At 73.4% G+C, this 12,777-nt stretch carries 8 protein-coding genes; 5 read left to right on the top strand and 3 right to left on the bottom strand.

Annotated features, from left to right (window positions below):
- Both ACYF6T_RS43420 and ACYF6T_RS43425 read right to left on the bottom strand, forming a co-directional pair.
- Nucleotides 1-2,239 (bottom strand): DNRLRE domain-containing protein (locus ACYF6T_RS43420; RefSeq protein WP_461703502.1); only part of this gene is annotated, 2,239 nt, incomplete at its 3' end.
- A 387-nt stretch (nt 2,240-2,626) separates the two neighbouring features.
- A complete protein-coding gene (locus ACYF6T_RS43425; RefSeq protein WP_461703503.1) occupies nt 2,627-3,412 on the bottom strand; it encodes a maleylpyruvate isomerase family mycothiol-dependent enzyme in 786 nt (261 codons plus the stop codon).
- 61 nt (nt 3,413-3,473) lie between these two features.
- Here ACYF6T_RS43425 and ACYF6T_RS43430 point away from each other — a divergent pair, with 61 nt between their 5' ends.
- Nucleotides 3,474-4,163 (top strand): lipoprotein, encoded by a 690-nt coding sequence (locus tag ACYF6T_RS43430; protein WP_461703504.1) that lies wholly within the window; start codon nt 3,474-3,476, stop codon nt 4,161-4,163.
- Nucleotides 4,164-4,225: 62 nt separating this feature from the next.
- A complete protein-coding gene (locus ACYF6T_RS43435; RefSeq protein ID WP_461703505.1) occupies nt 4,226-5,428 on the top strand; it encodes a cysteine desulfurase-like protein in 1,203 nt (400 codons plus the stop codon).
- 21 nt (nt 5,429-5,449) lie between these two features.
- Here the strand turns inward: ACYF6T_RS43435 and ACYF6T_RS43440 are convergent, their stop codons facing one another.
- Nucleotides 5,450-6,082: a GNAT family N-acetyltransferase gene (locus tag ACYF6T_RS43440; protein WP_461703506.1), complete on the bottom strand. Its 633-nt coding sequence runs from the start codon at nt 6,080-6,082 to the stop codon at nt 5,450-5,452.
- 245 nt (nt 6,083-6,327) lie between these two features.
- Between ACYF6T_RS43440 and ACYF6T_RS43445 the strand changes: the two genes are divergently transcribed.
- The 3 genes from ACYF6T_RS43445 to ACYF6T_RS43455 all read left to right on the top strand — a co-directional run bounded on the left by ACYF6T_RS43445 (nt 6,328) and on the right by ACYF6T_RS43455 (nt 12,691).
- The gene (locus ACYF6T_RS43445) at nt 6,328-8,856 is read left to right on the top strand and encodes a SpoIIE family protein phosphatase (protein ID WP_461703507.1); all 2,529 of its coding nucleotides are present in this window, start codon (nt 6,328-6,330) and stop codon (nt 8,854-8,856) included.
- Between the two features lie 82 nt (nt 8,857-8,938).
- On the top strand, nt 8,939-11,737 hold the full coding sequence (locus ACYF6T_RS43450; protein ID WP_461703508.1) for a SpoIIE family protein phosphatase: 2,799 nt from the start codon (nt 8,939-8,941) through the stop codon (nt 11,735-11,737).
- 180 nt (nt 11,738-11,917) lie between these two features.
- Nucleotides 11,918-12,691 carry a chitosanase gene (locus ACYF6T_RS43455; RefSeq protein ID WP_461703509.1) on the top strand — a complete coding sequence of 258 codons (774 nt, stop codon included), beginning with the start codon at nt 11,918-11,920 and terminating at the stop codon, nt 12,689-12,691.
- The last annotated feature ends 86 nt before the right edge of the window (nt 12,692-12,777 follow it).

The raw sequence follows: 12,777 nt of genomic DNA on the forward strand, positions 1-12,777 counted from the left end.
CGACGGGCCAGGCGGACACCGCGCTGCCGGAGGCGGTGACGTCGCCGACCGGCACGGTGTGCCAGGAGTCGGTCTCGCCCCGGCGGTACTGCCAGGTCACGCCGGTGTAGGTGGTCAGGCCCTTGGCGGCGAGGGTCAGCCGGCGGGCGGTGACGTCACCGTCCTGCGGGGCGATGACCGCCGCGCCGTCCTCGCCGACGCCGAAGGAGTAGGCCGTGGTGGCGGTGGAGAGGTTGCCGCCGGAGTCCACCGTGCGGGCGTACAGCGTGTGCCAGCCGTCGGCCGGGTCGATGGAGACGGTGAGCGCGTCACCGCCGTTGCCGTCGCTGGTGTCCAGCTCCTTGTTCGGCAGACTGCTGTCGTCCAGGCCCCAGTAGTAGCCGGCGCCGTCGCTGGAGGAGGTGTCGAGCGTGCAGTCGACGGCGGCGTCGGCCTTGGCCGTCCAGCTGTTCTGCGTGTACGTGGCGCAGGAGACGGTAGGCGCGGCGGGCTTGGCGACGTTCGGCACGAAGTACAGGTACGACGACCAGGCGCCGTAGTCGGTGCCGTCGTAGCCGCGCACGCGCATCCGCATGTGCTGTGCGGGCAGCGCCGCCGTGCTGGGGACGGCGTAGGTGGCCGTGCCGCCGGAGGCGACGCTGGAGCTGGTCACGGTGGTGGAGTAGGCGGCCTCGCTGGTGTACGCGGGGTCGTTGGTGATCTCGAACTGCGCCTTGACCGTGGAGCCGTCGGCGTCCGTCACCTTCGCCGACAGCGTCGGTGTGTAGGTGGTGATGTACCGCTTCCCGCTGTAGGCGTTGACCTGCGACGGCGAGACGGCGAGCGAACTCGGCACGGCCGGGTAGGAGTTGTACGTCACCGTCAGGTGCGGCTCGACGGAGTTGTCGCCCGAGACGTAGTTCGCCGAGCGGAACCGGCGCCAGGTCGAGGAGTCGCCCTCGTCCGCGCCGCGCACCTGGAGGCCGTAGTTGGCGCTGCCGTCCGCCCACGCCTGCACGATGGCGTCGATGTCGAAGTTCATCGTGCCGCCGGGGCAGTCGGTGCTGCTGTAGCCCAGCGCGGCCTTGTTGGTGATCGCGCCCGTCGTGGTGGTCGACGGCTGGGTGGACCAGGTCACGTCCGACGACGACCAGGAGGAGGTGATCCGGCGTACCTGCGTGCCCGCTCCGGAGGTGGCGCAGGTCGAGGAGTAGTACGAGTACAGGGCGAGGTTGGTGTCGGTGATGTGCTTGCCCTTGAAGGCCGACACGTCGAACTTCAGGTACGAGCGGGCGATGTCGGTCCCGCCGTCGTACGTGCCCGACTTCAGCTCGGTCGAGGAGACCTGCGAGTCGGGGTAGTCGGGGGTCTGCACCCAGGTGTCCGTCGTCACCGCCAGGGTGGAGGTCGGGTCGACGGTGACCGGGTAGGTCAGGTCCTGTGCGAAGTAGTCCGGGTCCGGTGTGAGGACCAGCGTCTGGGAGCCGTCGGCGGCCGTCTCGATGTCGGTGGTGACGGCGGCCTGGTGCTTCGACTCGCCGGATGCCTTGTCGGTGGAGGAGTCCCACATCATCGGCGCGGGCGCCTCGGCGACCAGCTTGCCGTGGGCGTCCTTCAGCAGCAGGTGCCCGGAATCCGCCTTGGACAGCTCAAGTCCCTTGAGCTTGAGGGGAATCCGGTACGAGGTGCCGGCGGCCGGAGCCGCGTCCAGCTGCAGGTTCTCCGAGAAGCCCTGGGCCAACGCCGCCACCGACAGGGTCTGTCCGTCGCCCAGGTCGTAGGAGGCGGTGTTGTCCTTGACGGTCGGGGCGGGCAGCTCGCTCTCCCAGCCCAGGCCGAAGGACGTACCGTCCTTGCCCACGCTCGCCAGCGAGGTGTCACCGCCGTCGGAGACCGTGACGTCCGCCGCCGCGACCGCGGGCCGGAGCGCCGGGCCAGTGTCCGACAGGTCGGTGTCGATGTCCTTCCACCGGCCGCCCACCTTCTGCCGGATCGGACCGGCGTAGGTGGCGGTCTGCAACTCGCCGGACGGCAGGGCGTACGTCGTCGAGGCCGCCGTACGCTCCGACGTCACCTCGATCCTGCGGTCCTGAAGCCGCGCCATCAGCAGCGCCGCGGCCACCGAATCGGCCGATGAGGCCGCCGACTTGGAGGTGTCCGAGGCGGCCACCGCACTGGTGGTGTCCGCGGTGCCGGAGGCGAACGCCGCCCCCGTCTCCAGCGACATCAACGCGGTCTGCGCCGCCAGCACGGCGGCCACCGCCAGCGCCGTGCGTCTCAGTCCCCCATGGGATGTCCGCCCCCGCACAGCTGGGCGGACCCGTCTCCCCTTGAGTCTCATCACCACTCCTGACCTCGACTCGTGACACCGGGTGCGCACGAGCTCACGAGATCAAAGGTCAGGATGCTGTGAGGCGGTCACTTGACCCGCATCAAGAGATCGCCAAGGCACGCCCATGGGGCTGGTACGGCCCTTGACGATCGGGGGGCGACTGAAGTCAACCCTACGATTTCCTGTGCGTTTCCTGTGCGTTGGCTGTCGAACAGAACCTGTATTTGGGATGAAGCCCGGCAAGCGCGACGGGTCTGGAAGGTGGCATTCCGGTAAAGATCGTTAACGTCTTGTGATGCTGCCGCGTCCGTGCGGCTAGAGCTCCAGCCAGAAACCGGTCCGTGTCAGCCACAGTTGCAGCAACTCCGCGTCCCCGTGGGCCTCGACGGCCGGTGCGGGGCGACGGTAGAGGAACAGGAGCAGGTCGGTCACGGGTCCGCGGACGGTCACCGCGGCCTTTGCGACGGGCCCGGAGCTCCAGCGCGGGCGCTCGCCGGTCAGGTCGACACCCCACTCGCCGGCGCCGGGCGCGTGGAAGCGGAGGGTGCGGCCGGGGCCGAGGAGGCCGGGCGTGTCCGGCCCGGGCTCGTAGGCCTCGGGAACCGTGCCGAACTCCAGCCACTCCTCCACCGCGTCGACGGCGAGGTCGTCCGCGAGGGCGAACCGCGCGCCCGTCACGAGCGCCGCGTCGGCCCGGTGCACGGCCGTCTCGTGGGCCATGCGGCGCGCCCAGAACGCCGTGGACTGGAACTGCTCCTCCGCCGGGCTCCACACCTTGGTGTCCGGCCCGGCATGCCGCAGCGTCGCGGCGAGGGCGGCCGCGCCCTCGGCGAGCCACGGGACCAGCGTGGTGACGTCCTCGTGGGTGTAGGCGGACAGGTCGTTGACCTGGGCGTCGGGGACGGGTCCGGTGGCCCGGGTGCGGACGACCTCCTCCGCCCAGCGGTGGTCGCCGCCGACGTGTCGCAGCAGCTGGCCCAGGTTCCAGGCGGGGCACGAGGGCACCGGGGCGGTGGGGTCCGCGCCGCTGACGTGGGCGGCCAGCAGACCGGTCTGCCGCACGATCTCGTCGCAGTGGCGCTCGAAGGGCAGCGAAGTCATCGCCTCATCATGCACCAGCGCCGATAGGGTGTCCGTCCCACGAGTGGAGAAGGGGACGTACATGCCGGTCGGGGCGGGGAACCTGCGGCGCTCGCTGGTGCACGCGGCAGTGCTGGCAGGGGTGTTGACCGGCTGCGCGGACACGGCGGAGGACCAGTCGAAGCCCGGCGCGGGCGCGGCCACGTCGGCGAGCGCGGGCTCGGGAGCGACGGCCGCGAAGAGCGGTGGCCGCATCGGCGGCGCCGCGTCGCAGTGCGCGCTGCCCGTCACGTTCGCCATCGCCGAGGGCTGGAAGGCGAACGCCGTCGACGCGGGCACCGCCGGGGAAACCTCCGGCTCCTCGGACGGCGACCTCGCCGGCGAGGTCGCCGACGCCCTGCTGCGCCAGGGCCCGGTCACCGCGGTCTGCGAGGTCGACGCCAAACCCGCCGGCCACCTCGGCTACCTGCGCGTGTTCACCGGCGACCCGGGGGAGGGCGACGCCCGCGCCGTACTGGAGGCGTTCGTGGCGGCCGAGGACGGGGCGAGCAAGGCGGCGTACCACACGTTCCGCACCGGTGGCGTCAGCGGTGTCGAGGTGACGTACCTGTACAGCAGCGAGTTCCTGGACGAGTCCAAGGAGGAGTCCGCCTTCGCCGTCACGACCGGCCGCGGGCCGGTCGTCGTCCACCTCGGCGGGTTCGACACGGAGGAACACAAGGAGATGCTCCCGGCATTCGAACTCGCCAAGACGACACTGCGCCTCGACTGACGGCGGGGCACCCGGCGTGCGAGCCTGTCACCTGGGCAGTCACGACACCACCGGGAGCACGCATGGCCTTCGACGTCGACGCGATCCGCGCACGGATACCCGCCCTGAAGTCGGGTACGGCCCGCTTCGACGCGCCGGGCGGCACCCAGACGCCGCAGCCGGTCATCGACGCGATCGCGGACGCGCTGGCCAACCCCCTCGCCAACCGCGGCCAAGTCACGGAGGGCGAGCGCAACGCGGAGGCCATCGTCGTCGCGGCCCGCGCTGCGCTCGCCGACCTGCTGGGCACCGAGCCGCGCGGCATCGTGTTCGGCCGCAGCTCCACGCAGCTGGCCTACGACCTGGCGCGCACGCTCGCCAAGGACTGGGGTCCCGGCGATGAGGTCGTCGTCACCCGCCTCGACCACGACTCCAACATCCGGCCCTGGATCCAGGCGGCCGAGGCGGTCGGCGCCACCGTCCGCTGGGCCGACTTCGACCCGGCCACCGGCGAGCTCCACCCCGGGCACATCGAGGCGGCCCTGTCCCCGCGCACCCGGCTGGTCGCCGTGACCGCGGCCTCCAACCTCATCGGCACCCGCCCCGACGTCCCGGCCATCGCCGCCCTCGCGCACGGCGTGGGCGCGCTGCTGCACGTCGACGCCGTGCACTACGCCTCGCACGCCCTCGTCGACCTCGCCGGGCTGGGCGCCGACACCCTGGTCTGCTCGCCGTACAAGTTCCTCGGCCCGCACCTCGGTGTCCTCACCGCGCGGCCCGAGCTGCTGGAGACCCTGCGCCCGGACAAGCTGCTGCCGTCCTCCGACGCCGTGCCCGAACGGTTCGAACTGGGCACGCTGCCCTATGAGTTGCTGGCCGGGGCGCGGGCCGCCGTGGACTTCCTCGCCGAGCTGGCCCCGGACGCGGGCGGCTCCCGCCGCGCCCGTCTGACGGCCGCCTTCGCGGCGCTGGAGTCGCACGAGGACGCCCTGCGCGAGCGCATCGAGCAGGGCCTGGCATCGGTCGGCGGGGTCACCGTGTACTCCCGTGCGGCCCGGCGCACCCCGACCCTGCTGTTCTCGCTGGCCGGACACGAGTCGGCCGAGGTGGCCGCCCGGCTGGCGGCGCGGGGGATCGACGCCCCGGCCGGTTCCTTCTACGCGCTGGAGGCCTCGCGCCGGCTCGGCCTCGGCGACGCCGGAGCGGTACGCGTCGGGCTCGCGCCCTACACCAGCCAGGAGGACGTGGACCGGTTGCTGGCCGCGGTGGAGAGCGTCGGCGCCTGACACCGGGGGCCGGCGGCTTCCTCAGAGCGTCTCCAACTCCTTCGTCGTACGGCCGAGATACGTGACCGGTCCGGGGTCCGGCACGTCGATCTCGTGGAAGCCCAGACGGTCGTAGAAGGCCCTGGCCGGGGTGTTGGCGGTGAGCATGCACAGGTGCACGGCCGGGACGCCCTGGTCCTGCAGGGCCTGGAGGAACGCCCGCATGAGGGCGCGGCCGTGGCCCCGGCCCTGCCATTCCGGGAGCAGGTCGATGTGCAGGTGCGCCGGGTACGCGGCGACCTCGGGGACGATCATCCGTTCCGGGTGGTGCAGCAGCGGGATCATCGCCTCGTCGGCGTTCTTCGGCGGCCCGGCGGGCTCGGGGTAGCGGTCCGCGACCAGGGGCAGCCACCGCGTGCGGAAGTCCTCGACGAAGCGGCGCGTGTCGGCGGTGCCCAGGACGTAGCCGACGGCCGCTCCCCGGCCGTCGTCCAGGACGAAGGCCAGCTCCGGCTCCAGGTGGACGTAGGGGGCCGCGAAGATCGCGGGGAAGAGGGAGGGGTCCTGGTAGAACGGCCGGCTGTCCTGGCCGACATGCGCGGTGCGGATGCAGATGTCGTCGAGGGCGGCGCGGTCCTCGGGGCGGTAGGGCCGTACGGCGGGAGTCTCGGTCACCGCCCCATCGTCACCGCGTGGGAGCGCTCTCACAAGAGGGTTTCCGAGGCGCGTACCAGGAGAAGTCATGGGACGGCGTCGCCGGCGTGCCGGTCGGCACGGCCACCGGGGTGATGCGGAGGCGGCTGCTCCACCGGATCCGCGCGATCCTCACCGGACTGCGACCGCCCGGGTGCGCACCGGCCCCTTCGTGGCGCATTCTTGCTGTGTCGCCCGTGAGGCGGCGTGCCGACGAGGTAGGGCCGATGACTGGGAGCGCCAGGGACGCACACCGGACGCCCGAGCAGCTGGTCGCGCTGCTGGTCGACGCCTCAACGGAGGCGATCGGCGCAGCCGGCGGCCTGGCCGGAGGGGTGTATCTGCGCTCCGGCACGCCCGGACTGCTGCGCCTGGCGGTGCTCGCGGGACTGCCCGGCCCGCTGTTCAGGCCCTGGTGGCGGGTGCACGCCGACCGCCCGTTCCCGGTGGCCGACGCCTACCGGCTCGGCGTGCAGGTGGTCCTGCCCAACGCCACCGAGACGATGCGCCGCTATCCCCAGTTCGCCGCCGGTCTGCCCTTCCAGTTCGCCTCGCTGTGCATCCCCGTGGTCGGCGGCTCGACGACCTTCGGCGTGCTGACCGTGCTGCGCCCCTCCGCCTCCGACAACACCGAGCTGCTCGCCTGCCGCGACCGCCTGGTGCAGCTGGCCGAGGAGCTCGGCGCGGCGCTGCTGCGCCTGGAGGGCGCCCGGCGCCCGGTGGCCTGGGACGGCGAGCCGGTGTGCCTCCGGCCGCCGGGCACCCGCCCGCCGGCGGGGCGTGCCGGGGGCTTCGCCTGGGATCCGGTGACGGACGTGGTGACGGTGGACGAGCGCCTGCCCGGCCTGCTGGGCGTGCCGGCCGGGGACTTCGCCGCGGGTGTGCAGGCGCTCGCGGACGCCGTGGCGCCCGGCGACGGCGGGCAGCGGGTGCTGCTCGCGCTGCGGGAGACGGCCGCCGGCCGGCCGCCCCCGCTGCCGCTGTACGTGCGGGCCGGAGACGGCGCGCTGCGCCTGGTGGAACTGTGGAGCCCGTACGCCGCCCCCGTCCCCCGCGGCACCCCCTCCGGCGCGCACCCCGTGCGCGGCGTCGTCGTCGATCCCGGGCCCGGCGCGGCGGCCGACGCCGCGGCCGACCTGCTGCCCGAGGGCGTGCTGTGCCTGGACCGCCTCGGGATGATCCTGTACGCCAATCCGCGCGCCGCGCAGCTGCTGGGCCGGCCGCGCACGGAGCTGCTCGGCCGCCAGCTCTGGGACGCCGTGCCCTGGCTCAACCAGCCGCACTGCGAGGACCATCTGCGCGGCGCGCTGCTCTCCCCCGAGCCTGTGCGCTTCCACGTCTCCCGCCCCGTGGAGGACCCCGAGCAGACCTATGAGGGCGCCTGGCTGGACGTCTGCGTCTACGCCGGCCAGGCCGTGCTGGCCTGCACCTTCCGGCCGGCGAGCCGGGTCGCCGAGGCGGCCGCCGAGCTCGCTCCCGCCGCCGGCCCCGACGGCGGCGCGCCCGGCGTGCCCTCGATGGCCCCGCTGTACCGGCCCATCGTGCTGGCCATCGCGCTGACCGAGGCCGTCACCGCCCGCCAGGTGGCCGCCGTGGTGGTCCGGGAGCTGCTGCCCGCGTTCGGCGGCCGCCGGCTGGCCATCTACCTGCTGCAGGACCGCCACCTGTACCTGGCCTGGGAGACCGGCTTCCCCAAGGGTTTCCTGGCCCCCTTCGAGGGCGTCGGGCTGGACGCGCACCTGCCCGGCGTGGAGACCCTCACCAGCGGCCGGCCGCTGTTCTTCGACTCCATGGAGCAGCTCAGCGCCGCCTACCCGGGCATCGCCCTGGACGCCACCGAAGGGGCCCGCGCCTTCCTGCCGCTGATCGCCTCCGGGCGCCCGGTCGGCTCCTGCATCCTCGGCTTCGACCGCTCGCGCAGCTTCTCCACCGAGGAACGCACGGTGCTCACCGCGCTGGCCGGACTGATCGCCCACGCCATGGAGAAGGCTCAGCGCTACGAGAGCGAGGCCGCGCTCGCCCGGGGCCTGCAGCAGGCCCTGCTGCCGCGCCGGCTGTCGGTGCACCCCCGGGTGGAGACCACCGGCCGGTATCTGCCGGGCACCCAGGGCATGGACGTGGGCGGCGACTGGTACGACGTCGTCGAGGCCGGCGACGGACTGGCCCTGGTCATCGGCGACGTCCAGGGGCACGGCGTGCAGGCGGCGGCCACCATGGGCCAACTGCGCACGGCGGTACGGGCGTTCGCGCTGGGCGACCGGCCGCCGGACGAGGTCATGAGCGGCACCAACCATCTGCTCATCGACCTCGACCCCGGCCAGTTCGCCAGCTGCTGCTACATCCGGCTGGATCCGGCCACCGGGCTGGCGCGGGTGGCGCAGGCCGGACATCCGCCGCCGCTGCTGCGGCACCCGGACGGCCGTACGGAGGTGCTGGACCTGCCCGGCGGGGTCGTCCTCGGGGTGGACCCGCACGCCCGCTACCCGGTCGCCGAACTGCACATCGAACCCGGCGCCATCCTCGCGCTCTACACGGACGGCCTCGTCGAGCGGCCGGGCATCGACATCGACCACGGCATCACCGCGCTCAGGGTGGCGCTGGCGCGGGCCGGCGCCCCCGCCGTCCGCCCCGGCGCCCGGGCCCTGGCCGGCGTCGCGGAACGGCTCACCGCCACGGCCCGGCACACCGCCCACCGGCCCGACGACATCGCCCTGTTGCTCGCCACCCGCCGCGCCGCGGACGGCAGTCGGCGCTGAGCCGTCCCCGCACCAGGGCGCAGCCGGTCACCCTCTGTGACGCCTCTCGCCTCCTGGGGCGCGGCAGTGTAGACATGGGCACATGGTCCGACTTCTGGGTCGCTCCGGGGCCCGGTCGACCCTCCGTTCCGCCGGTGCCCGTGCCCGGCGCACGCCGGGTGCCGTCCGGGAGGTGGACGGTCGGCGCGTGCGGCGGAGGTCGGCCGCCGCCCGGTCGGCGGCCCACGGTGAACGCGCGCGGGAGAGCCGGTTCGCGGGACTGCGGTCGGCGGTGACGGGACGCAGCGTCGCCGGGCAGGTGTTCCTCCTGCAGGTGGTCATCGTGCTGCTGCTGGTGGTGGCCGCGGTGGTGGCGCTGGTGCTTCAGGTGCGGCACGACAGCACGCAGGAGGCCCGCAACCGCTCGGTCGCCGTCGCACAGGCCTTCGCCAACGCGCCGGGCACCCGTGAGGCCCTGGCGAGCCCCGACCCCACGGCCGTCCTCCAGCCCCGGGCGGAGGCGGCCCGCAAGGCGACCGGCGTGGACTTCATCGTCGTCATGAACACCGACGGCATCCGCTACACCCACCCCAAGCCGGACCGGATCGGCAAGAAGTTCGTGGGCACGATCGCGCCGGCACTGGCCGGGAAGACCGTGACGGAGGAGGTCAACGGCACCATCGGGCGGCTGGTGCAGGCGGTCGTGCCGGTCGAGGCGCCCGACGGGAAGGTCGTCGGCCTGGTGTCGGCCGGCATCACCACCGACAACGTGGGCGGCGCCGCCGACCGCCAGCTGCCGCTGGTCCTGCTCGCCGCGGCCGCCGGGCTCGCCCTCGCCACCGCGGGCACCGCCCTGGTCAGCCGGCGCCTGCTGCGCCAGACGCACGGCCTGGGCCCGCACGAGATGACCCGCATGTACGAGCACCACGACGCGGTGCTGCACGCCGTGCGCGAGGGCGTGCTCATCGCGAGCGGCGAGGGCCGGCTGCTGCTCGCCAACGACGAGGCGCACCGTCTGCTGGACCTGCCCGAGGACGCCGAGGGCCGGCACGTCCTCGACCTGGGCCTGCCCTCGGACACCGGCGACCTGCTGGCCTCGGGCCGCGCGGCCACCGACGAGGTCCACCTGGTCAAGGACCGGCTGCTGGCCGTCAACCAGCGCCCCACCGACGTCCAGGGCGGCCCGCCCGGCAGCGTCGCCACCCTGCGCGACTCCACCGAGCTGCGCGCCCTGTCGGGGCGGGCCGAGGCGGCACGCGAGCGGCTGAACATGCTCTACGACGCCGGGGTGGGCATCGGCACCAGCCTGGACGTCACCCGCACCGCCGAGGAGCTGGCCGAGCTCGCCGTGCCCCGGTTCGCCGACTTCGTCTGCGTCGACCTCTACGACGCGGTGCTCGGCGGCGGGCAGCCGGACGGGGCGACGCCGCTGCGCCGTACCGCCGTCAGCGGCATCCGCAAGGACGCACCGCTGTACCCCGTGGGCGAGCGGATCAGGTTCGTCGACACCTCGCCGCAGGCCGCCTGTCTGCGCTCCGGGCAGGCCGTGCTGGAACCCGACCTGTCCGCGGCGCCGGGCTGGCACGAGCAGGATCTGGAGCGGACCGCGCAGGTCATCTCCTACGGCATCCACTCGCTGATCACCGTGCCGCTGCGGGCCGGGGCGCTGGTGCTGGGCGTGGTCAGCTTCTGGCGCTCGCAGAAGCCGCAGCCCTTCGACGTGGAGGAACTCGCCCTGGCGGAGGAGCTGGTGACGCGCGCGGCGGTCTCCATCGACAACGCCCGCCGCTACACCCGCGAGCACAGCATGGCCGTGACGCTCCAGCGCAGTCTGCTGCCCCGCACGCTGCCCGAGCAGTCCGCGCTGGAGATCGCCTACCGGTATCTGCCCGCACAGGCCGGGGTCGGCGGCGACTGGTTCGACGTCCTGCCGCTGTCGGGCGCCCGGGTCGCCCTCGTCGTCGGCGACGTGGTGGGGCACGGGCTGCACGCCGCGGCCACCATGGGCCGGCTGCGCACGGCGGTGCACAACTTCTCCGCCCTGGATCTGCCGCCCGACGAACTCCTCGGTCTGCTGGACGAGTTGGTCGCCCGGATCGACCAGGACGAGACCCCCGAGGACGGCAGCGCCCCGGTCACCGGCGCGACCTGCCTGTACGCGGTCTACGACCCGGTGGCGCGGACCTGCACGATCGCCCGCGCCGGCCACCCGCCGCCGGCCCTGATCCACCCCGGCGGCGACGTGGAGTTCCCCGACGTGCCCGCCGGTCCCCCGCTGGGCCTGGGCGGCCTGCCGTTCGAGACGGTCGATCTCGAACTGGCCGAGGGCAGCCGCCTCGTGCTGTACACCGACGGGCTGGTCGAGGACCGCAAGCGGGACATCGACGAAGGGCTCGAACTGCTGCGCCGCGCGCTGGAACGGGCCGGCGACTCCCCGGAGGAGACCTGCCGGACGGTGCTGGAGGCGCGGCCGCCGGGCCGGGCGGGCGACGACATCGCGCTGATCGTCGCCCGCACCCGCGCGCTCGCCGCCGACCGGATCGCGCAGTGGGAGGTGCGCCCGGAGCCGGCGGCCGTCGGCGAGGTGCGCGCCTCGGTGAGCCGCAGGCTGACGCGGTGGGGCCTTGAGGAACTGGCGTTCACCACGGAGCTCATCCTCAGCGAACTCGTCACCAACGCCATCCGTTACGGCGCCGACCCGATCCGGGTGCGGGTGCTGTTCGACCGGACCCTGATCTGCGAGGTCTTCGACAGCAGCAGCACCTCGCCGCACCTGCGCTACGCGGCCATGACCGACGAGGGCGGCCGGGGGCTGTTCCTGGTCGCCCAGCTCGCCGAGCGCTGGGGCACGCGCTACACGCCGGCGGGGAAGGTCATCTGGGCCGAGCAGCCGCTGCCCTGAGCCCCGGGCTCGTCCCTCCGCCATGAAGTTGTCGCCGCACGGGTGTTCTCCGGGCCGTTCTTCTGATAGGAAACCTTCCTGTCAGTGCTCGCACGGCCAACTCTCCACCCCCCACCTCCCTTTGGAGCCCCCGTGACGCACCCGTCCATCCGCACGTCCCGCCGCACGCTGCTCGCCCTCATGGGCGTGTCACTGACCGCGGCCCCCCTGCTCAAGGCACCGCGCGCCGCGGCCGCCGCCGGCTGCGTGGCGCTCGACGACCCGGCGAAGAAGGAGATCGCCATGAAGCTGGTGTCGAGCGCGGAGAACTCCTCGCTCGACTGGAAGGCGCAGTACAAGTACATCGAGGACATCGGCGACGGCCGCGGCTACACGGCCGGCATCATCGGCTTCTGCTCCGGCACCGGCGACATGCTCGACCTGGTCCAGCTCTACACCGACCGCAAGCCGGGCAACGTCCTGGCCCCTTACCTGCCCGCCCTGCGCGAGGTGAACGGCACCGACTCGCACGAGGGCCTGGACCCGGGCTTCCCCCGCGACTGGCGCAAGGCGGCCCAGGACACCGCGTTCCAGCAGGCGCAGAACGACGAGCGCGACCGCGTCTACTTCAACCCGGCCGTCCGGCAGGGCAAGGCCGACGGACTGGGCACCCTGGGGCAGTTCGCGTACTACGACGCCCTCGTCATGCACGGCGACGGCGACGACTCCACGAGCTTCCGCAACATCCGCAAGCGCGCGCTGGACAAGGCCAAGCCGCCGGCGCAGGGCGGCGACGAAACGGCCTACCTCAACGCCTTCCTGGACGCGCGGGTGTGGGCCATGAAGCAGGAGGAGGCGCACAGCGACACCAGCCGCGTCGACACCGAGCAGCGGGTGTTCCTGCGCAAGGGCAACCTGTGCCTGAACACACCGCTGGACTGGAAGGTGTACGGCGACGGTTACCACATCGGCTGACGTCCGCCGAAGAGCCGTCTGTGGGCCCGTAGGCCGCCTCATAAGCCCGGCTTATGAGCCCATAGACCGGACCCGCGTACCGACTT

This window comes from Streptomyces sp. 7R007 (genome assembly GCF_054850255.1).